The organism is Micromonospora reichwaldensis, from assembly GCF_031845925.1.
Classification (GTDB): Bacteria; Actinomycetota; Actinomycetes; order Mycobacteriales; family Micromonosporaceae; genus Micromonospora; species Micromonospora reichwaldensis.
The window spans coordinates 161,281-181,382 of the sequence record NZ_JAVRFL010000011.1 but is presented as its reverse complement, the minus strand read 5'-3'; the positions used below and the strand labels follow the sequence as shown (position 1 = coordinate 181,382).

Genomic DNA, 20,102 nt, shown 5'->3' with positions numbered 1-20,102 from the left:
ACCACCACCCTGTCGTGAGAGCGCTCTCTCAGCTCTGCTCCACCACCTGCCTCACCACCTCAGACGACCTGAGAGGGGTCCGACCGATATGGGTGTCTTTCCGCGCCGCCGCCTGGCGGCGGTGGCCCTCGTCGCCGCCACCGCGCTGTTCGCCACCGCCGGCTGCGCCGGCGACGAACCCGCCAAGGACGGCAAGATCACGTTGACCGTGGACGTGTTCAGCCAGTTCGGCTATGAAGAGCTCTACAAGGAGTACATGGCCAGCCACCCGAACGTGAAGATCGTCGAGCGTGGCACGGGCACCAACCTCGACGACTACTCGCCGAAGCTGACCCAGTGGCTCGCCGCCGGCAAGGGCGCGGGCGACGTCGTCGCCATCGAAGAGGGGTTGATGGTCGAGTACAAGGCCAACCCCGACAACTTCGTCAACCTGCTCGACCACGGCGGGGCCGAGCTCCAGGGCAACTTCCTGGAGTGGAAGTGGAAGGGCGGGATGACCCAGGACGGCAAGCTGATCGGCCTGGGCACCGACGTCGGCGGCATGGCCATGTGCTACCGCACGGACCTGTTCGCCAAGGCCGGCCTGCCCACCGACCGCGAGTCCGTGTCGAAGCTCTGGCCGACCTGGCAGGACTACGTCAAGGTCGGTGAGCAGTTCAAGGCGAAGAACACCGGTGCCTCGTTCCTGGACGCGGCGACCAACATCTTCAACACGATCGTGCTCCAGACGGCCGGCAACGCGCAGGGCTACCACTACTACGACACCAGCGGAAACCTGGTGGTGGACAGCAACCCGGCGGTCCGGCAGGCCTGGGACACCACCATGGACATCATCGACTCCGGCCTCTCGGGCAAGTACGGCTCCTGGTCCGAGGAGTGGGTGTCGGCCTTCAAGCAGGCCAAGTTCGCCACCATCGCCTGCCCGGCCTGGATGACGGGCGTCATCGAGGGCAACGCCGGCGCCGAGGCCAAGGGCAAGTGGGACATCGCCCGGGTGCCCGGCAACGGCGGCAACTGGGGCGGCTCGTGGCTCGCCGTGCCGACCCAGAGCAAGCACCGCGCCGAGGCGATCGAGCTGGCGAAGTTCCTGACCAGCGCCAAGGGCCAGATCGGGGCGTTCAAGGCCAAGGGCCCGCTGCCCTCCTCGCCCCAGGCGCTGGCCGACCCCGCGATCGTCGACGCCAAGAACGCGTACTTCTCCGACGCCCCCGTCGGGCAGATCTTCGGCGAGGGCGCCAAGACGCTGAAGCCCGTCTACATGGGTCCGAAGAACCAGGCCGTCCGCACCGAGGTCGAGAACGCCGTCCGGACGGTGGAACTGGGTCAGCGCAAGCCCGAACAGGGCTGGACGGACGCGGTCAACAACGCGAAGAAGGCCGCTGCCAAGTAGCCCGAGCCGGAGTGCGGGCGGGAGGGCGCCGGGGGCGCCGGTCCCGCCCGCACCCGGGAAAGGAGTGGTCCGGGCATGACCGTCCAGCTCGACCCGCGCCCGCCGGTCGCACCGGCGCCCCGCACCGGTCGACGCACACCGGCGATGCGGTTCAGCCGCCTCGACACGAAGTACTCGCCCTACCTGTTCATCGCCCCGTTCTTCGTGCTCTTCGGGGTGTTCGGGGCGTACCCGCTGATCTACACCTTCTGGGTCTCCCTGCACGACTGGGACCTGCTCGGCAGCAACCACCCGTTCGTCGGGCTGGAGAACTACAGCCGGCTGCTGGAGGACCCCGACTTCTGGCACGCCGTCGTCAACACCCTCGGCATCTTCGTCATCTCCACCGTCCCGCAACTGCTGGCCGCGCTCTGGCTGGCCAACCTGCTCAACCGGCAACTGCGGGCCCGGACGACGTTCCGGATGGCGGTGCTGATCCCGAACATCACGTCGACGGCGGCGGTCGCGATCGTCTTCGGGGTGCTCTTCGGCCGCGAGTTCGGCATGGTCAACTGGCTGCTCGACCTGGTCGGGATCGACGCGATCGAGTGGAAGTCGAACCGGTTCGCGTCCTGGGTGGCCATCTCCACGATGGTCGACTGGCGGTGGACCGGCTACAACGCGCTGATCTTCCTGGCCGCGATGCAGGCCATCCCACGTGACCTGTACGAGTCGGCCGCCATCGACGGGGCCGGCCGGGCCCGCCAGTTCTGGTCGATCACCGTGCCGCTGCTCAAGCCGACGATCATCTTCACCGTCATCATCTCCACCATCGGCGGGCTCCAGCTCTTCACCGAGCCCCGGCTGTTCCACTCCGGAACCAACCCGATCCGGGGCGGAACGCTACGGGAGTCGCAGACCGTGACCATGTACATGTTCGAGAACGCCTTCGCGCCCCACTACAACTTCGGCTACGGCTCGGCGGTGGCGTGGCTGCTCTTCGCCCTGATCGCGGTCGTCGCGGCGATCAACGTGCTGCTCCTGCGCCGGCTCGGCGGCGCGAAGCCCCCCAAGGAGGACGCGAAGTCGAAGGAGGGAGCGCGATGACCCGCCTCTGGGCCGCCAGCCGGCTCACCTACGCCGCGCTGATCGCCGCCGGGGTCCTGTCGATCTTCCCGATCTACTGGATGTTCGTGGTGGCGAGCCGCTCCAACGACGCGATGGGCCAGCTGCCACCGCCGGTCACCCCCGGCGGCAACTTCGGCGCGAACGTGTCCCGGCTGCTGAACAACACCGACGCGTACTTCGTCGCCGGCCTGGTCAACTCGGCGATCGTGGCGGTCACGGTCACCGTCTCGGTGGTCTTCTTCTCCACGCTGGCCGGGTTCGCCTTCGCCAAGCTGCGGTTCCGGGGGCGCAACGCGCTGCTCATGGTGATCATCGCGACGATGATGGTGCCCACCCAGCTCGGCGTCATTCCGCTCTACCTGCTGATGACGAAGCTGAACTGGAACGACCGGCTGCCGGCGGTGATCGTACCGGCCCTGGTCACGGGCTTCGGGGTGTTCATGATGCGGCAGTACGCGGGCCAGGCGGTCAGCAACGAGCTGATCGAGGCGGCCCGGGTGGACGGCTGCAACACCGCGCGGATCTACTGGAACGTCGTGCTGCCGGCACTGCGCCCGGCCGCCGCCGTGCTGGGGCTGCTCACGTTCATGACCACCTGGAACGACTTCCTGTGGCCGTACGCTGTCCTCAACGACCCGGAGAACCCCACCGTGCAGCTCGCCCTGCGCACGCTGTCCGACGGGTACTACACGGACATGTCCCAGGTGTTCACGGGAACGGCCATCGCCACCCTCCCGCTGTTGCTGGTCTTCGTCCTGTTCGGCCGCCAGATCATCGGCGGCATCATGGAAGGTGCGGTCAAGGCGTGAGCACTCTGCGATTCCCCGACAACTTCGTCTGGGGGGCGGCCACCGCCGCGTACCAGATCGAGGGGGCGGCCACCGACGACGGTCGCGGCCCGTCGATCTGGGACACCTTCAGCCGTACGCCGGGCAAGGTCCACCACGGCCACACCGGCGACGTCGCCTGCGACCACTACCACCGGTACGCCGACGACGTGGCGCTGATGGCGGAGCTGGGGCTCAAGGCGTACCGCTTCTCGGTGGCCTGGCCCCGGATCCAGCCGGACGGCACCGGCCCGGTCAACCCGCGCGGCCTGGACTTCTACGACCGGCTGACCGACACGCTGCTCGCCCGGGGCATCGACCCCATCGTCACGCTCTACCACTGGGACCTGCCGCAGGCCCTCCAGGACCGGGGCGGCTGGACCAACCGCGAGACCGCCGAGCACTTCGCCACGTACGCCACGGCGGTGCACACCCGGCTCGGCGACCGGATCCGCACCTGGACGACCCTCAACGAACCGTGGTGCTCGGCCTACCTCGGCTACGGCAACGGGGTGCACGCCCCCGGCGAGCAGGACGCGGGCGCGGCCTTCACCGCCGTACACCATCTGCTGCTCGGGCACGGCCTGGCGGCCCGCGCGCTGCGCGCGGCCGGCGCGCAGACCGTCGGGATCACGGTCAACCCGGCCGACGTACGCGCGGCCGACCCGGACAGCGCCGCGGACGCGGCGGCGGTCCGCCTCGTCGACGGCCTGCACAACCGGATCTTCCTCGACCCGCTGCTGCGCGCGGCCTACCCGGACGACGTGCTGGAACACGTGGCCCGCATCGTCGAGCCGACGTTCATCCGCGACGGCGACGAGAAGCTGATCGCCGCCCCGATCGACCTGCTCGGCGTCAACTACTACGCCCCCACCTACGTCGCCGGCCGGCCGGACGGCGCGGGCGGCAGCGCCTGGCCGGGCACCGAGGGCGCGGTGGAGTTCCTCCCGCCGACCGGGCCGCTGACCGACATGGGGTGGATGATCGAACCGGCCGGGCTGACCCGGCTGCTGGAACGCCTCGCCACGGACTACCCCGGCGTGCCGCTGATGGTCACCGAGAACGGCGCGGCGTTCCCCGACAACGCCGACGCCGACGGTGCCGGGCAGGTGCTGGACGCGGACCGCATCGCCTACCTCGACGGGCACCTGCGCGCCGTGCACGAGGCGATCTCCCGGGGGGTGGACCTCCGGGGCTATCTCGTATGGTCGTTACTGGACAACTTCGAGTGGGCCGAGGGCTACCGTCGACGGTTCGGGATCATCCACGTGGACTACCTGACCCAGCGCCGCACACCGAAGTCCAGCGCCCGGTGGTACCAGGAGGTGATCTCCCGGAACGGGCTGTGACGAGGCGGTGGTTACGGGGATGACGACGGCGCAGCGGCCGACACTGGAAGCGGTTGCCCGGCGGGCGGGCGTCTCGCGGGCAACCGTGTCCCGGGTGGTGAACGGCTCCACGACGGTCGCCGAGCCCATCCGGGACGCGGTCCGCCGGGCGGTGGCCGAGCTGGGGTACGTGCCGAACCTGGCCGCCCGCAGCCTGGTCACCCAGCGGACCGACTCGATCGCCCTGGTGCTGCCGGAGGCCGCCACCCGGGTCTTCTCCGACGACCAGGTCTTCCCCGGGATCATCCGGGGCGCGGCGCAGGAGCTGGAGGCGGCCGACAAGCAGCTCGTGCTGATGCTGGCCGGCTCGCCCGCCGGGCACGACCGGGTCGAGCGCTACACGACCGGGCGACACGTCGACGGGGTGCTCTTCGCCTCGCTGCACGGCGAGGACCCGCTGCCCGGCCGGCTCGCCCGGCTGGGCATCCCGGTCGTGTGCAGCGGTCGCCCGCTCGACGGCGCCGACGTGCCCTACGTCGACGTCGACCACGTCGGCGGGGTGGCCACGGCGGTACGGCACCTGCTCGACAGCGGACGCCGCCGCATCGCCACCATCGCGGGCCCGCAGGACATGGTGGCCGGCATCGAGCGCCTCGCCGGCTACCGGAACACGGTCGCCGAGGCCGGCCTGCCGGAGCTGGTGGCGACCGGCGACTTCACCCGCGAGTCCGGGGCGACGGCGATGCGGCAGCTCCTCGCCGAGCACCCCGACCTGGACGCCGTCTTCGCCGCCTCCGACCTGATGGCGCACGCCGCCCTGCGGGCGCTGCGCGAGGCGGGGCGGCGGGTCCCGGACGACGTGGCGGTGATCGGCTTCGACGACATCGAGACGGCGGCGTACACCGAGCCGCCGCTGACCACCGTCCGGCAGCCCATCGTGCAGCTGGGCCGGCAGATGACCCGGCTGCTGCTGCGGCTGGCCGCTGGCGAGGCGATCGAATCCGTGGTGCTCCCCACCGAACTGATCGTCCGCGAGTCGGCCTGAGGTGTAAGGAAGGGCACCTTGTTAACGTTTTCTGTATAGGAAGGGCCCCTTCCTAACACCTCCCGTCGGGTGCCGGAGTTAATCCGTGGAGACGCTGCGCGGACGCCGGTAGCGTCGCCCGCGTGACCGTGAACCTGATCCGCGTACCCGCCCTCTCCGACGTCGCCGAGTACGCGTACGCGGCCACGGTCGAGCCGCCGGCCCGGCTCGTGCACACCGCCGGCGCCTGCCCGCTCGACGCCGAGGGCCGGACCGTCGCGCCCGGCGACCCCGTCGGCCAGGCCCGGCAGGTGATGGCCAACCTGGAGACCGCCCTCGCAGCGGCCGGGGCCCGGCTCACCGACGTCGTCAAGACCACCGTGTACGTGGCGTCGTCCCGCCAGGAGGACCTGGTGGCCGTGTGGGGGGTGGTCCGCGACGCGTTCGGCGACCACGACCCGCCCAGCACCCTGCTCGGGGTGGCCGTGCTGGGCTACTCCGACCAGCTCGTCGAGGTCGAGGCCGTCGCCGCCGTACGCGGGGAGGGCTGACATGCGGATCCGCACCGCCCGCCCCGACGACGCGCCCGCCGTGGTGGCGCTGCGCGCGCTCGTGCACCCCTACCTGGTGCGCGGCGTCGAGTCGACCCGGCAGATGATCGCCCAGCCCTCGCCCGACGAGCAGTGGACCGCGTACGTGGTCGAGGTGGACGACACGGTGGTCGGCTGGGTGTCGGCGTACCGCAACGCCCAGACCTCCGAGCCCGACGTCGGCGAGGTGTCCACCCTGCACGTGCACCCGGAGCATCGGGGCCGGGGCGTCGGCACCGCGCTGCTGACCGCCGCGCTGGGGCACCTGCGGGGCATCGGGGCGCGCCGGGTGCGCACCTGGGCGCTGCCGGAGTCGCTGCCGTTCGCCCGCCGGCACGGGTTCACGCCGAGCCGGGAGCTGCGCTACTCGGCGCTCGACCTGCGGCCGGCCCCGCCGATGCCGGAGCCGCCACCGGACGTACGGCTGCTCCCGCTGACGGACCTCGATCCGCGCCGGGTCCACCTGGCCGAGGTGGCGGCGGCGGCCGATGAGCCGGAGGACGTGCCCGCCGACTCGATCAGCTACGAGAACTGGTACTCCGAGGTCTGGGACAACCCGGGCCTGGACCGCGCGGCCAGCACGGTGGCCGAGGCCGGCGGCGAGATCGTGTCGTTCAGCCTCGTCAAGCGCGACGGTGACCGGATGTGGTCGGACTACACCGGCACGCTCCCGGCGCACCGGGGGCGCGGGCTGGCCCGCCTGGTCAAGACGGCGGCGCTGCACCGTGCCGCCGCCGGCGGGGTACGCGTCGCCTACACCTCGAACGACGAGGCGAACGCGCCGATGCTGGCGGTCAACGTCGGGCTCGGCTACCGCCCGGTCGGTTCGAGCTGGTCCTGCCTGCGCGAGCTCACCTGACGGTCCGGGTCAGCCGGCGGCCCGCACCCGCTGGGCGACCGCCAAGGTCTCGGCGCCGAAGAGCACCAGCCGGGCCTCGGTGACGTGCGCCGGGGTGGCCGAGCTGAGCACCGACAGGGCCTGCCGGACGGCGTCCTCGACCGGCCAGCCGTAGACGCCGGCCGAGATCAGCGGGAACGCCACGGTGCCCGCGCCCCGCTCGTCGGCGACCCGCAGGCTGTTCGCGTAGCAGTCGCGCAGTAGCGCCGAGCGGTCCTCGGCGGCCGACCAGACCGGCCCGACCGTGTGCACCACCCAGCGCGCCGGCAGGTCGCCCGCGGTGGTGGCCACCGCCTGGCCGGTCGGCAGGCCCCGGCCGTACCGGGAGGCGCGCAACGCCCGGCACTCGTCGAGGATGGCCGGCCCGCCCCGCCGGTGGATGGCGCCGTCCACTCCCCCGCCGCCGAGCAGCGACGAGTTGGCGGCGTTGACGATCACGTCCACCCGCTGCGTCGTGATGTCGCCCCCGACCAGGGTGATCTCCACGTCAGCCCTCCGTGACGGACTGGCCGAGCGAGCGGCGGGCCAGCAGGGTCGCCCCGGCGACGGCGGCCGGCATGACGAGCACCGCGCCGAGCGGGATCAGGAAGCAGACGAAGACCGCCACGCCGAAGCCGAGCGTGGTCGGCCGGTCCGCCTTGAGGTGTGCCCGCCGCTCCGGCAGCCGCATCCCGCGCCGGTAGAAGGGGGCCCCGACCAGCTCCACGGCGAGCAGCCAGCCACCGACCGCCGCCCCGATCACCGGCACCACCGTCTGGCCGACCACCGGGATGAAGCCGGCGGCGAAGAGCGGGATGCCGAAGAGGATCGACAGGCCCACCAGCCGCGCCGAGTCGGCGATGCTGCGCCGCAGCGACGGCCAGAACGGCACGTCGACCGCGCCGGGCGTGCCGCCGAGGCGCTCCTCGACCCGTTCGGAGATCTTCTCGTAGAACGGGTCGCCGATGACCAGGGTGACGGCGGTGAAGGTGACCACCGCGAGCAGGCCGCCGATGCCGAGGAAGGCCAGACCGGCGATCACGCGGACGAGGCTGCGCGCGGTGGTCGACCAGTCGTCGGCGAACGGGGTGACCAGTGCGGCCAGGTCCTCGACGAAGTACGCCAGGGTGGCGAACGCGGTCACGAAGAGCGCGCCCGAGATCAACGCCGGGATGACGCCGAGCAGCATCAGCCCGGGGCTGCGGACGTAGAGGCCGAGGCCGCGCAGGAGCAGGCCCACGCCGGTGAAGAACCGGCTGGCGGCGCCGGTCACGGGCGCGGCGATGCGGGGTGCGTTCACGACCGCAGAGCCTAGTTGTACCCGGTCATCAGGGTGATCGCAGCCGGCCGACTGACGGCGGGCCTCCGGCCCCGCGCTCTACTGCCAGGTGGCGGTGTCGGGGTCGATGTCGTGGGCGCGTGCGCTGGCGTCGATGCTCTGCCGGAACCACGTGGTGAGGCCGGCACGGATGCCGTCGTAGTGGGCGGCGAATGCCGGATCGGCCTCGTACCTGCGGCCGAGACAGACCTGCATCTGCCTGGTGAGGGGAAAGTACGAGGAGAAGACCTCGCGGTGCCGCTCGACGAGTCGATTCGCCTCCGGGCTGCCAGGGGTGACCCCGGCGTCCATCGCGTCGCCGAGGGCACGGTCGAGGTCGGCAACGCTGTCGGCGACGGCCTGCCATTCCTCCGGGCTGCGAGAGGCTGCGCGTTCGGCGTACTGCTGCCATTGCGTCGTGTCTCCGTAGCGGTGACGGGCCTGGGCGTGCCGGTCCGGGTCCCACTCGGGGCCGAAGATCGCGGCCTGCTGCTCGACGGTGAGCAGCAGGCCGCGCTCGTGGGCGTCGATCATGCGATCCAGGCCGGCGCTGAGCTGCTGGAGGCGGTCGATCCGCTGGGCAACCTGGATGCGCTGCGCGCGCAGTGCGCCGGGCACGTCCGCTGTCGAGTCGTCCAGGATGGCCCGGATGCTGTCCAGGCCGAACCCGATCTCCCGGTAGACGAGGATGCTGTGCAGGCGTTCCAGATCGCCGGCGGTGTAGAGCCGGTAGCCGGCAATCGTGCGCAGCGACGGTCGCGCCAGACCGATGTCGTCCCAGTGGTGCAGCGCGCGGACCGTCACGCCCAGACGCGTCGAGACCTGGCCGACGGTCAGGCCATCGGCGTCGGTGGCATCAGGCATGCTCCTCATTGTCGCCGCGACCGCCGCCCGGTGGGGTGATCCCGATGGCTTCAAGGTTCCGCGCCTCCTGGCTGGCCGGGTCGAAGGGCTTCGCCGCGGTGAAGACGATCCGTGCGTTCTCGGGGGTGATCACCTCCACGTCGCGGGTGTTCCAGGGAGTGTCCCGTGGGCCGTCGACCGAGTCCGGGCGCAACGCACGACACGCCTCGACGAGGGGATCGATCTGGCTGAGCACGCCCGAGAAACTGAAGCTCATCGCGGGTGCCTGCGCCGGGACGCTCTCCGCCGAGCGGAGGAGTACGTCCTGGAACGCCCACCGGCGCAGGTGCACGAGCGTGCCGGGGATGCTGAACAGCTCGAAGAACCCGAGCCCACGAGTCCAGAAGTCCACCGACGCCGCCAGGTCGCTCGTGGGGATCGTCACGAATGCGGGCATCCCGTAGATCCCCCGGAACGGCTCCGGCGCGACCGCGTCCGGGCCGGGATCGGGCACGGGACTGATCTCGAAAGCGTCGTAGTAGTCACTCATGCACCCCACCTTGGGGCCTTACGCAGCGTGAGGGTCAAGCCGTGTCGGTGCCGGTCCTACCGCTGGCCGCGACCAACGTCGTGGCCGCGGTACACCGAGTAGGCGGACCGCCGGCTGGGGACGTCGAGCTGGCACGGCAGGATGGATACGTGCGGGCGGCCCGGTTGATCTCGTTGGTCCTGCTGCTCCAGGCGCGGGAGACGATGACCGCGGCGGAGCTGGCACGGGAGCTGGAGGTCTCCGAGCGGACCGTCTACCGGGACGTGCTGGCGCTCTCCGCCGCCGGGGTGCCGGTCTACGCCGACCGGGGCCGCGCGGGAGGCTACCGGCTGCTCGGCGGCTACCGGACCCGGTTGACCGGGCTGACCCGGGACGAGGCGGAGGCGCTCTTCCTGGCCGGGCTGCCCGGCCCGGCGGGCGACATGGGGCTCGCCGACGCGGTGGCCTCGGCCGAGCTGAAGGTGCTCGCCGCACTCCCGCCGAGTTTGCGCGACGCGCCGGTGCGCACCGGACAGCGCTTCCATTTGGACGTGCCGGGCTGGTTCCGGGAGTCCGGGCCACCGCCGTGGCTGACCGAGCTGGCCGGCGCGGTGTGGCGGGACCGGATCGTCGAGCTGCGCTACCGGCGCGGCGACCGCGAGGTCGAACGGGAGGCGCACCCGTACGGGCTGGTCCTCAAGAGCGGGGTCTGGTACCTGGTCGGCCGGGTCGGCGGCGCGTACCGCACGTACCGGGTGGACCGGGTCACCCACGTCGGGGCCCGGACCGCGACCTTCGACCGGGACGCCGGCTTCGACCTGGCCGGCTACTGGCGGGAGCAGGCCGAGGAGTTCCTACGCGGCATGCTCCGGGCCAAGGTCACGGTGCGGCTGAGCCCCGTCGGCCTGCGCCGGCTCCGCTTCGTCGCCGACGCCCCCTTCGCGTACGACGAGGCGCTCGCCGCGGCCGGCGAGCCCGACGGGCAGGGGTGGGTGGTGACCCGCCTGCCCGTCGAGTCCGTCGACGTCGCGTACCCCCAGTTGTTGTCCCTGGGGCCGGAGGTGGAGGTGCTCGACCCGCCGGACCTGCGGGAGCTGATGGTCGACGCCGCCAGGCGGTCCGCCGCGGTCTACCGGGTCGCGCCCGTTCAGCGGTAGCCGGTCACGTCGGCCGGTCTGTCCGCCTCCACCACCTCGGTGATGTAGCGGAACCCGTCCGGCCGGCTGCCGTCGACGTCGGTGAACCCGTACACCTGGGACAGCTCGCCGGCCGAGACGGACGCCTGGTTCCAGCGGGCCCGGTCCTCGTCGGCGGCGAGCGCGGCGACCGCGCGCCCGACGAAGGCCGGGGTCTCCGAGATGAGGAAGTGCGGATCCTTGGCGGCGCCGTCCCGCCAGTTCTCCTCGGTGACCCCGAAGTGCTCCAGCATCGCCTCGGACCGGATCCAGCCCGGTGTCAGCGCCACGGCGGTGCCGCCGTGCGGCTTCAGCTCGTGCCCCCAGATGTACGCGAGCCGGTTGACCGACGTCTTCGCGAGGTCGTAGAAGACCGACAGCCGGTAGTGGTCGTCGTTGTACGCCTTCGTCCCGTCGCCGACCTCGACGACCAGGCCGCCGGGGCGGCGGATCAGCAGCGGCATGGCGAAGTGGGCGGTGACGACGTGCGTGTCGATCGCCAGGCGCAGGCTGCGGAAGCCGGCCTCCAGCGGCTGCTCCCAGACCGGCTTCTCCCAGGTGGTCAGGGGGTCGCCGCCCCAGATGTCGTTGACCAGCACGTCGAGGCGGCCCTGCTCGGTGTCGATCCTGGCGACCAGGTCACGGACCTGGTCGGGAACGAGGTGGTCGACCCGGACCGCGATGCCGGTGCCGCCGGCGGCGGTGACCAGCTCGGCGGTCTCCTCGATGGTCTCCGGGCGGTCCATCTCGGAGCGGCCGGCCCGGCTGCTGCGGCCGGTGGCGTAGACCGTGGCGCCGGCGGCGCCGAGCTGCACCGCGATCTGCCGGCCGGCGCCCCGCGTCGCCCCGGCGACGAGCGCGGTCTTTCCTGTCAGCGGTTTCGTCATGCGGCGAGCCTGTCAGCGATACCTGACAGCCGAAGTCCGGTTTCGCGAAGCCGTGTCGTCCGTCATGCTCGCCGGCATGCACCTGCTGCTCTCCGGGATCGTCGGCTCGGTCGCGTACGGGCTGGCCGGGCCGGGCTCCGACGTCGACCGGATCGGCGTCTTCGCCGCGCCCACCGTCGCCTTCCACGGGCTGCGCCCGCCCCGCGAGTCGGTGGTGACCACCGATCCCGACATCACCCTGCACGAGGCGGCGAAGTGGTGCCGCCTGGCGCTGAGCGGCAACCCGACCGCCACCGAGCTGGCCTGGTTGCCGGAGGACTGCTACGAGACCCGTACGGAGTTCGGCGACCGGCTGGTCGCCATCCGCTCGGCGTTCCTCAGCGCGCCCCGCGTCCGCGACGCCTACCTGGGCTACGCCGGCCAGCAGTTCCGCAAGCTGGAGTCCCGGGGCGACGGCACGTTCTCGGCCGACACCCGGCGGCGCACCGCCAAGCACGCCCGGCACCTGGCCCGGCTGGTGCACCAGGGCCGGCTGCTCTACGCCACCGGCGTGCTGGAGATCCGGCTCGCCGACCCGGAGTGGTTCCGCAGCTTCGGCGAGCGGGTGGCGGGCGGCGGGTTGGCCGAGGCACGGGCCCTGATCGCCGAGGCGGAACGCGACTTCGACCGGATCCGTACCCCGTTGCCGGACCGCCCGGACGAGGCGGCCGTGGAACGCTGGCTGCTCGACGTGCGCGCCGCCCACCTGCCGCCCGGTCGCGCCACGCCCTGACCCGCCCACCCCCGGTCCGGGTCACTGCACGTCGAACTCGTTGCCCTCCGGGTCGGCCATGGTGGTGTGCACGCTGCCGAAGTCGGCCACCTCGCGCAGCACGGTGGCGCCGAGGCCCTCCAGCCGCCTCACCGTCGCCTCCCGCTCGGCGGGGCCGACGTGCAGGTCGACGTGGAGCCGGTTCTTGACCTGCTTGCGCTCGGGGACGTGGTGGAACAGCAGCCGGCGGCCCAGCCCGGTGCCGCTGGCCGGGTCGACCGGGTCGTCGGGGTGGCGCACGGCGGCCAACTGCCGCCACGCCTTGCGGCCGTCGATCTCGAGGTACGCCTCCGACCCGATCGCGCCGCCGGCGAGCAGGCGCTCGATCAGCACCCCGTTGTCCTCGATCGCGTAATCCAGGGCGGCGGCCCAGAACCGGGCCTGCGCGTTCGGGTCGGCGCAGTCGACGACGAGCTTCCATTCCACGGCCATGGCGTCCTCCTCGGTGTCCGGCGACCGCCAGCGCGGCCCGCCGCCGTAACCAGTTATAGTGGTTACGTGATCGACGCCGCAAGCGGACTCACCCTGACCTCGCCGGAGGGCACCCGCTACCTCTTCGACCCCGGTGCGCTCTGCCTGGAGTTCCTGACCACCGGCGGCCCGGGCGCGCTGGCCCGTTACGACGTGCTGCACCGCCCCGGCGACCTCGCCGACTGGCTGGCGCTGTCCCGGTTGCGCCTCGACCCGGCGCGGGTGGAGGTGACCGCCGACGAGTTGGCCGCCGCCCGACGGCTACGGGACGCGCTGTGGCGGCTGGTCTGCGTACGCACCGCGGCCCGGCCGCCGGCCGCCGATCCGGCCGACTTCGACGCCACGCCCGACGACCTCGCCACCCTCAACCGGCTGGCGGCCGGCGCCCCGCTGGCACCGCAGCTCACCGCCGACGGGACCCGCCGCTGGGCGCTGCCGGCCCGCGGCGGGCAGGCCCTCGCCACCATCGCCCGGGACGCCGTCGACCTCTTCACCGGCCCGCACCGCGACCGCGTCCGCGAATGCGCCACGCACGACTGCTACCTGGTCTTCGTGGACACCTCGCGCCCCGGCCGGCGGCGCTGGTGCGCGATGGAGCGCTGCGGCAACCGGCACAAGGTCCGCTCGCTGCGGGCCCGCCGCGCCGCCGACTGACCCCGCGCGGGTTCAGTCCGCCAGGCGTACGCGGACCCGACGGTTGGCCCGCCCCTTGCTCTCCACCTTGACCACCTGCACCTTGCCGATCTGCGCGGTGGAGGCGACGTGCGTGCCGCCGTCGGCCTGGACGTCCAGCCCGACGATGTCGACGATCCGCACCTCCTGCTCCTCCGGCGGGATCAGGTTCGACTGGGTACGGATGATGTCGGGCAGGGCGAGCGCCTCGTCGCGGGGCAGCACCCGCACGGCCACCGCCCGGTCGGCGGCGACCTCGGCGTTGACCAGCTCCTCGATGCGGCTCTTGAAGTCGGAGGGCACCTCGGGCAGGTTGAAGTCCATCCTGGCCTCGCCCGGCTCCATGTTGCCGCCCGTGACGAGCGCGCCGAAGTCGCGGAAGACCACCCCGCAGAGCACGTGCAGCCCGGAGTGGGTCCGCATCAGCCGGGTGCGCCGGTCGTCCTCGACCGCACCGGTGACCGCCGTGCCGGCCGGCGGCAACGGGTCGCCCTCGACCGGGATCAGCCAGAGGTCGTCGCCCTTACGGGTGCCGGCGATCCGGGTCTGCACCCCCTGCCAGAGCAGTACGCCGTGATCCGGCGGCTGCCCGCCACCGCCCGGATAGAACGCCGACCGGTCCAGCACGATGCCCTGCTCGGGATCGGCGTGCAGCACCGTGCACTCCCACTCCCGCAGTGTCGGATCGGCGAGGTCCAGCCGGTGCGTACGACCGTGGTGTGTGACGCCCATGTCAGGGCACGTTACTCGTTCAGGAAGGCGGATATCCGGCTTCGCAGGTCGGCGCGTTCCGTCCAGAGGACGCCGGGCCGGTCGTACACGTGCAGGGTGGCCCGGGGCAGCGCGGCGGCGAGCTGCTCGGCGACCTCGACCGGGTGCAGGTCGTCGCCGGCACAGCCGATCACCAGGGCCGGCGCGGTGACGGCGGCCAGCGAACCGGCGTCGCGCAGGGGTGCCTGCTCGGGCAGGCTCGCCAGCCCCGGGGCGAGCCCGTCGCGCAGGAGCTGGTCGAGGCGCTGGCGCAGGTAGGCCCAGCCGGCCGGGGTGTTGCGTACGGCGGGCGGCAGCTCGGCCTGGACCACGTCGGCCACGGCGGCGGCGTCGCCGCTCTCCACGGCCTCGAACAGGGCGGTCAGCCGGGCCCGGGCGACCTCGCCGCGCGGCCGGTCGAGCGCCGCGGGCAGGAAGACGACGAGTCGCTCGAAGCGCTCGGGGCTCTCGGCGAGCAGCCGGCAGAGCGCGCCCGCGCCGAGGCTGGCGCCGAAGGCCCGGGTGGCGCCGCCGAGGTCGGCGACCGCGCGCAGGTCGCGGGCGAGGTCCAGGTAGCTCCACGGGCCGGGCGGCGCGTCGGAGCGGCCGTGCCCGCGGAACTGGAAGAACAGCTTGCGGCCCGTCACCCCGCTGCCGAACGGCCGGGTGGTGGCGATGCCGTTGCCCAGCCCGTGGGCGAACACCGTGACCGGGTCACCCGCGCCGGTGACGAGCTGCTCCAGATGTACGCCGTGCGGCGTGGCGACCAGCTCGGTGTCCGGCTCCGGCAGGGCCGGCCGGCCGGTACGCGGGGCGCCCGGGCCCGGCCCCCAGGTGCGGGGCCCGCCGTCCGGCGGGGGCGGCCAGCGGAAACCCCTCACCAGAAGCCTTTGCCGTCGCTCAGGTCGCGCAGCCCCACCCGGACGTCGAGCAGGTAGATCAGGCCGGCGGCGATGCCGACGAGCCCGAAGAGACTGATCGGGCCGAAGCCGAGCAGGGTCAGCACCAGGCAGACGGCGAGGATCGCGATCCAGCCGCCCTTGGGCAGGGTGCCGATGGCGGAGAAGGCGTCGGAACGCTGGGTGATGGCGTGCACCAGGGCGATGCCCTGCACGACCAACGCGAAGACGAGCAGGATCAGCTCGATCACGTAGCGAACATCGAAGGCGAAGAGCGGCGCGGCGTAGGCCATGTCGGCAAGCTTATGCCGGTGACCCCGGATACGGCCGACAGGACGCATCCGGGGTCACCGGCGGAACGAACTACTCGGCGGCCGGGCGGGTCCGCTTGGTGGCCCGGGGCAGCTTCGCCGACGGGGTGGCGGTCGGCTCGGCGGCGGCCTTGGCGGCCTTGGTGGCCCGGGTCGTCGCCTTCTTCGCGGCGGCCGGCTTGGCCTCCAGCACCTCGGCCACGTCGGCCGGGGTCGGCACCTCGTCGGTCACCGCCGGGGTCGGCACGTCGGTGGTCACGGCCGGGGTCGGCACGTCGGCGGTGACGGACCGCACGGCGGCCGGCTTCGCGACGGCCCCGGCCCCGGTCGCCTCGATGTCGGCGTTCACGGTCTCGGCGGCCTCCAGCACGCCGGCCCCGACGACCCGCTCACCCCGGGCGACCAGCGCGACGTACGCGGCCTGCGCCCGCTCCTGCGCGGCCTGGGCGCCGGCGACCACCACGGCGGCGTTGCGGGTGGCCAGCGCACGGAGCCGGTCGAGGTCGGCGACCTCGCGCAGCCGCTCCAGGTCGGCGGCCTCGCGCAGGCGCTTCAGGTCCAGCTCGGCCGGGACGGCCTTCTCGCGGAGGCCCTCGGCGGTCAGGTTCGCCGTACGCAGCGTGTCGTTGGCCTTCTGGCGCAGCTCGACGCCGGTGACGACGGCCTTGCCACCCAGGTCGGCGACGACCTTGGTGCCGAGGTCGGTCACCACGGCGGGGAGCTTGCGCAGCTGCTGGAGGGCGAGCTCGCCCGCGCCCGCGGCGGCGTAGATCGGGGCCGGGATGCGGCTGGTCTTCGGCTGGGTCATCACTTCTCCTCTTCGGCCGCGTCGGCGGCCTTCCGGGCCGCGTCGCGGGCGGCCTTCTTCTCGGGGGTGTCGATCGGTGCGGGGGCGGGGCCGGCCTCGGTGACGGCGACCGACTCCAGCACGGCCTCGGTCGGGGTGCCCTCCGGTGTGGTGGGGCCCGTGGCGGCGAGGTTGGCCAGGTCGGGCGCGGCCTCGACGGGATCCGGCGTGCCCGCGCCGGCGGCGGTGCCGGCGGTGGGCGTCGCGCCGGTGGCCGCCGCGGTCGCCTCGGCGAGCCGCGCGTTCTCCCGGCGGAACGTCTCGTAGATCTGGGTGAGCGACTGCTTCTGCGCCATGGTCAGGTCGGGGTCGACGGAGATGGCCGCGAGCACGCCCTGGCCCTCCTTGTCGTCGAGCAGCCCCGCCCGCAGGTACATCGCGGGGGTGGAGACGCGCAGCGCGCTGGCGAGCTGCTGGAGCACCTCCGCGCTCGGCTTGCGCAGACCGCGCTCGATCTGACTGAGGTACGGGTTGCTGACCCCCGCCTGCTCGGCGAGCTGCCGCAGCGAGATCTTCGCGTTGCGGCGCAGGTCGCGAATGAACCCGCCGACGTCGGGAAGGTCCTTACCAGTGGCCATGGCCCGACGCTAACGCGCCCTGCTAGCTCCTGCAAGCAGAATGCTAACCAGAGTTAGCGACGTCTCATCCCGCCGACCCGGCCACGCCCGCGCCGGGTGCGGCGGGCCGGTCGCCGTCGGTAAACCGGTGGCGTCACGGCGGTCCCGATCGTCACGATCGAGCCCGTGCTCGCCGACCTGTGGCCCCTGTACGGCCTCACCATCTCCACCCCACGACTTGAACTTCGCCTGCCCCGCGAGGAGGAACTGGCGGAACTCGCGCATCTCGCGGGCCGGGGCGTGCACCGCCCGGACGAACGCCCGTTCCTGACGCCGTGGACCGACGGCGGCCCGGAGGATCGGGCGCGCGCCGTGTTGCAGGGGCACTGGGGCCGGCTGGGAGACTGGAGTGACTCGGCGTGGCGGCTCGGGCTCGGCGTCTTCCGGCTCGGGCATCCGCTCGGCGTGGTCACGCTCGGCGCACGCGACTTCCGGGTCGTCCGGCAGGTCACGACGTCGTCGTGGCTCGGGATCGAACACCAGGGCAGGGGCTACGGCACCGAGGCCCGCGCCGGCCTGCTCACGCTGGCCTTCGACCACCTCGGCGCCGAGGCCGCGCTCACCGAGGTCTTCCAGGACAACCACTCGTCCCAGGGGGTCTCCCGCAAGCTCGGCTACGAGCACGACGGCATCTCCGTCGACGCCCGCGGTGACGAGGCCCTCGTGTCCGATCGCCTACGGCTCACCCGCGCGAAGTGGCGCCGGCAGGAGCGGCCGGCGGCGACGGTCCACGGCGTGGCGGCCTGCCTGCCGATGTTCGGCCGCTGACCAGGATTCCCGCACCACCCGGCGGTCGCGCCTGGGACCGCTCGCCCGACGCCCGCGCCGGCGCAAGGCGGTTGCGCCCCGGTCTCCCGGTGCGTACCTTGCCGCAGTGACCAAGATCGAGGTGAACGGCGCCCTGCTCGCGTACGACGACACCGGCAGCGGCACGCCCGTCGTCCTGCTGCACGCCGGCATCGCGGACCGGCGGATGTGGCGGGAGCAGGTCGGCCCGCTGGCCGCGCGGCACCGGGTGATCGCCCTCGACCTGCGCGGCTACGGGGACTCCGAGCTGCCGCCGACCCCGTTCGCCCACCACGACGACGTGGCCGGACTGCTCGACGCGCTCGACCTCCCCCGGGCCGCCCTGGTCGGCTGCTCGTTCGGCGGCGCCGTCGCCATCGACACCGCGCTGGCCCACCCGGAGCGGGTGAGCGCGCTCGCCCTCCTCGGCACCGCCGCCTCGGGCCACGAATGGTCGGACGAGGCGAACGACCTCTGGGAGAGCCTGGTGGGCGAGGTCGACCCGGAGGACTTCGCCGCCAGCGCCGCCGGCGAGGTGCGCTTCTGGGTGGTGGGCCCGGGCCGCGAGCCCGCCGACGTCGACCCGGAGCTGCTCGCCTTCGCCCGCGAGATGGACCAGCGGGCGCTCGCCGCCGAGTTGGCGCTCAGCGCGGTCGACGTCGCCGAACTCGACCCGCCCGCGATCGGCCGCCTCCACGAGCTGCGGATGCCCGTCCTCGTCGGCGCCGGCGCGGCCGACGTGCCCGACATCAGCCGCCTCGCCGACCGGATCGCCGCCGAGGCGCCCGACGCTGTCCGCCTGCCCGACGTGCCCGACGCCGGCCACCTGCTGCCGCTGGAGCGACCCGCCCCGGTCAACGCCGCCCTGCTCGACTTCCTGCCCTGACACCCGTCCCGTCGTCCGCCTCTGCGAGGTTCGAGGTGGGCGGCGCGCCGGCCGAACGCCCGCAAGGCTCGGAGCGGAGGCGGTCCTTGCCGATCAGCCGGCCAGCCTCCCGGCCCGTACCCAACGGGTGAAGGGGATAAATGGATTGCACGGGCGCCGGGCTGGGAGTTTGACTGCTCGCCATGTCTCCTTCCCCCTCACCCGTCTTCGTTGCGGGGACGGGTCGTTCGGGAACGTCACGGCTCGCCGACATCATCGGCGAACATCCGCTGATCCACCGGATTCCCATGGAGACCAGGTTCCTCGTCGACCCGGGTGGCCTGCGGGACCTGGCCGACGCGCTCACCGGTCGATACGACCCCACCGTCGGTGAGGACGCCCTGCACCGGCTGAGCGACTTCCTCACCGTACGGGTGCCCGGCCGGCGCGACGATCGCGGCAAGACCGTTCCCGAGCTGGTCGGCGAGCGGCGCTACCGGGACGCGGTGGAACAGCTCTGGCCGCAGTTGATCGCGTACACCTTCGACGAACCTGCGCCCGCCGAAGGCTTCGGCAACGCCGACCGTCCTGCCGGACCGTTCGCGCCGCTGAGCCGCCGGCGGGTGGTTCCCAGGTACTTCAGCGACCGGGGCGAACTGCTCGGAATCCTGCGTAGCCTGGTCGACACCATCTTCGGCGGAGCAGCCGCCGACGCGGGCAAGCCGACCTGGTGCGAGAAGACGCCGTTCAACCTGCTGTGCATGGAGTTCCTCTGGGAACTGGTCCCCGAGGCGACCATCGTGCACATCAAGCGTCACCCGGTGTCGGTGCTCGCATCCCACCTGGCCCAGCCATGGGCGCCGGCCACGGTCGACGGCGCGCTCGCCTACCTCAAGCCGATCTACGATCGGTGGCTCACCTGGAAGGACAGAGTCGACCTGACGGGCAGGCGATACGTCGAGGTGAAGGCGGAGGATCTCGCAGCCGACTGGCCCGGGCAGCGCCGCGCCCTGTTCGAGCGGCTCGGCGTCGACGACTTCGACACCCGTTCGACGTTCCAGGCGCACAAGCTGGCGCAGCGCGACGACCAGTTCGACGACGAAACCCGCGAGTTCATCGAAGGAGCACTCGGCAAGGTCGTCCCGGCCATGGGATACGAGTGACGACCCTGGCCCCCC

General features: G+C 72.7%; 24 protein-coding genes. 13 read left to right on the top strand and 11 right to left on the bottom strand.

Annotated features, from left to right (window positions below; all coding sequences use genetic code 11):
* The first annotated feature begins 88 nt into the window (after positions 1-88).
* The 7 genes from RM555_RS12045 to RM555_RS12015 all read left to right on the top strand — a co-directional run bounded on the left by RM555_RS12045 (position 89) and on the right by RM555_RS12015 (position 7,125).
* A complete protein-coding gene (locus RM555_RS12045; protein ID WP_311411806.1) occupies positions 89-1,390 on the top strand; it encodes an ABC transporter substrate-binding protein in 1,302 nt (433 codons plus the stop codon).
* 75 nt (positions 1,391-1,465) lie between these two features.
* On the top strand, positions 1,466-2,476 hold the full coding sequence (locus RM555_RS12040; RefSeq protein ID WP_311411805.1) for a carbohydrate ABC transporter permease: 1,011 nt from the start codon (positions 1,466-1,468) through the stop codon (positions 2,474-2,476).
* Positions 2,473-3,306, top strand: a complete 834-nt coding sequence (locus RM555_RS12035; protein WP_132230775.1) for a carbohydrate ABC transporter permease — start codon at positions 2,473-2,475, stop codon at positions 3,304-3,306. Before RM555_RS12040 ends, RM555_RS12035 begins: the two co-directional genes overlap by 4 nt.
* Positions 3,303-4,673 (top strand): GH1 family beta-glucosidase, encoded by a 1,371-nt coding sequence (locus RM555_RS12030; RefSeq protein WP_311411804.1) that lies wholly within the window; start codon positions 3,303-3,305, stop codon positions 4,671-4,673. Before RM555_RS12035 ends, RM555_RS12030 begins: the two co-directional genes overlap by 4 nt.
* 19 nt (positions 4,674-4,692) lie before the next feature.
* The gene (locus RM555_RS12025; RefSeq protein ID WP_311411803.1) at positions 4,693-5,697 is read left to right on the top strand and encodes a LacI family DNA-binding transcriptional regulator; all 1,005 of its coding nucleotides are present in this window, start codon (positions 4,693-4,695) and stop codon (positions 5,695-5,697) included.
* A gap of 128 nt (positions 5,698-5,825) precedes the next feature.
* The gene (locus tag RM555_RS12020; protein ID WP_311411823.1) at positions 5,826-6,227 is read left to right on the top strand and encodes a RidA family protein; all 402 of its coding nucleotides are present in this window, start codon (positions 5,826-5,828) and stop codon (positions 6,225-6,227) included.
* Between the two features lies 1 nt (position 6,228).
* Entirely contained in the window at positions 6,229-7,125 is an 897-nt protein-coding gene (locus RM555_RS12015; RefSeq protein WP_311411802.1) for a GNAT family N-acetyltransferase, read from the top strand.
* A gap of 9 nt (positions 7,126-7,134) precedes the next feature.
* Here the strand turns inward: RM555_RS12015 and RM555_RS12010 are convergent, their stop codons facing one another.
* From RM555_RS12010 to RM555_RS11995, 4 genes are all read right to left on the bottom strand, one after another.
* Entirely contained in the window at positions 7,135-7,650 is a 516-nt protein-coding gene (locus tag RM555_RS12010) for an O-acetyl-ADP-ribose deacetylase (protein WP_311411801.1), read from the bottom strand.
* Position 7,651: 1 nt separating this feature from the next.
* A complete protein-coding gene (locus RM555_RS12005) occupies positions 7,652-8,443 on the bottom strand; it encodes an EI24 domain-containing protein (RefSeq protein ID WP_311411800.1) in 792 nt (263 codons plus the stop codon).
* A gap of 78 nt (positions 8,444-8,521) precedes the next feature.
* Positions 8,522-9,325, bottom strand: a complete 804-nt coding sequence (locus RM555_RS12000; protein WP_311411799.1) for a MerR family transcriptional regulator — start codon at positions 9,323-9,325, stop codon at positions 8,522-8,524.
* Positions 9,318-9,854 carry a VOC family protein gene (locus tag RM555_RS11995; RefSeq protein ID WP_311411798.1) on the bottom strand — a complete coding sequence of 179 codons (537 nt, stop codon included), beginning with the start codon at positions 9,852-9,854 and terminating at the stop codon, positions 9,318-9,320. Before RM555_RS11995 ends, RM555_RS12000 begins: the two co-directional genes overlap by 8 nt.
* A gap of 149 nt (positions 9,855-10,003) precedes the next feature.
* On the opposite strand from RM555_RS11995, the gene RM555_RS11990 reads away from it, so the two are divergent.
* The gene (locus RM555_RS11990) at positions 10,004-10,990 is read left to right on the top strand and encodes a helix-turn-helix transcriptional regulator (RefSeq protein ID WP_311411797.1); all 987 of its coding nucleotides are present in this window, start codon (positions 10,004-10,006) and stop codon (positions 10,988-10,990) included.
* Here the strand turns inward: RM555_RS11990 and RM555_RS11985 are convergent.
* Positions 10,981-11,895, bottom strand: coding sequence for an SDR family oxidoreductase (locus RM555_RS11985; protein WP_311411796.1), 915 nt, complete (start codon positions 11,893-11,895; stop codon positions 10,981-10,983). The two genes, RM555_RS11990 and RM555_RS11985, sit on opposite strands and share 10 nt — an antisense overlap.
* A 76-nt stretch (positions 11,896-11,971) precedes the next feature.
* Here RM555_RS11985 and RM555_RS11980 point away from each other — a divergent pair, with 76 nt between their 5' ends.
* The gene (locus RM555_RS11980; RefSeq protein WP_311411822.1) at positions 11,972-12,667 is read left to right on the top strand and encodes a nucleotidyltransferase domain-containing protein; all 696 of its coding nucleotides are present in this window, start codon (positions 11,972-11,974) and stop codon (positions 12,665-12,667) included.
* Positions 12,668-12,688: 21 nt separating this feature from the next.
* Here the strand turns inward: RM555_RS11980 and RM555_RS11975 are convergent, their stop codons facing one another.
* On the bottom strand, positions 12,689-13,138 hold the full coding sequence (locus RM555_RS11975; protein WP_311411795.1) for a VOC family protein: 450 nt from the start codon (positions 13,136-13,138) through the stop codon (positions 12,689-12,691).
* 66 nt (positions 13,139-13,204) lie between these two features.
* Between RM555_RS11975 and RM555_RS11970 the strand changes: the two genes are divergently transcribed.
* On the top strand, positions 13,205-13,831 hold the full coding sequence (locus RM555_RS11970) for a CGNR zinc finger domain-containing protein (protein ID WP_311411794.1): 627 nt from the start codon (positions 13,205-13,207) through the stop codon (positions 13,829-13,831).
* Between the two features lie 12 nt (positions 13,832-13,843).
* Here RM555_RS11970 and RM555_RS11965 read toward each other — a convergent pair whose 3' ends face one another.
* The 5 genes from RM555_RS11965 to RM555_RS11945 form a co-directional block, all read right to left on the bottom strand.
* Positions 13,844-14,581 (bottom strand): alanyl-tRNA editing protein, encoded by a 738-nt coding sequence (locus RM555_RS11965; protein ID WP_132230765.1) that lies wholly within the window; start codon positions 14,579-14,581, stop codon positions 13,844-13,846.
* Between the two features lie 11 nt (positions 14,582-14,592).
* Positions 14,593-15,480, bottom strand: coding sequence for an alpha/beta fold hydrolase (locus RM555_RS11960; RefSeq protein ID WP_311411793.1), 888 nt, complete (start codon positions 15,478-15,480; stop codon positions 14,593-14,595).
* The gene (locus RM555_RS11955) at positions 15,477-15,791 is read right to left on the bottom strand and encodes a DUF2516 family protein (RefSeq protein ID WP_151452982.1); all 315 of its coding nucleotides are present in this window, start codon (positions 15,789-15,791) and stop codon (positions 15,477-15,479) included. Before RM555_RS11955 ends, RM555_RS11960 begins: the two co-directional genes overlap by 4 nt.
* 70 nt (positions 15,792-15,861) lie before the next feature.
* Positions 15,862-16,620, bottom strand: coding sequence for a hypothetical protein (locus tag RM555_RS11950; protein WP_311411792.1), 759 nt, complete (start codon positions 16,618-16,620; stop codon positions 15,862-15,864).
* Entirely contained in the window at positions 16,617-17,234 is a 618-nt protein-coding gene (locus RM555_RS11945; RefSeq protein WP_396888739.1) for a helix-turn-helix domain-containing protein, read from the bottom strand. The genes RM555_RS11950 and RM555_RS11945 overlap by 4 nt, the downstream gene beginning before the upstream one ends.
* Positions 17,235-17,399: 165 nt before the next feature.
* On the opposite strand from RM555_RS11945, the gene RM555_RS11940 reads away from it, so the two are divergent.
* The 3 genes from RM555_RS11940 to RM555_RS11930 all read left to right on the top strand — a co-directional run bounded on the left by RM555_RS11940 (position 17,400) and on the right by RM555_RS11930 (position 20,087).
* Positions 17,400-18,041 (top strand): GNAT family N-acetyltransferase, encoded by a 642-nt coding sequence (locus tag RM555_RS11940; RefSeq protein WP_311411791.1) that lies wholly within the window; start codon positions 17,400-17,402, stop codon positions 18,039-18,041.
* Between the two features lie 106 nt (positions 18,042-18,147).
* The gene (locus RM555_RS11935) at positions 18,148-18,945 is read left to right on the top strand and encodes an alpha/beta fold hydrolase (RefSeq protein ID WP_132230759.1); all 798 of its coding nucleotides are present in this window, start codon (positions 18,148-18,150) and stop codon (positions 18,943-18,945) included.
* 287 nt (positions 18,946-19,232) lie between these two features.
* Positions 19,233-20,087 carry a sulfotransferase family protein gene (locus RM555_RS11930; RefSeq protein WP_311411790.1) on the top strand — a complete coding sequence of 285 codons (855 nt, stop codon included), beginning with the start codon at positions 19,233-19,235 and terminating at the stop codon, positions 20,085-20,087.
* The last annotated feature ends 15 nt before the right edge of the window (positions 20,088-20,102 follow it).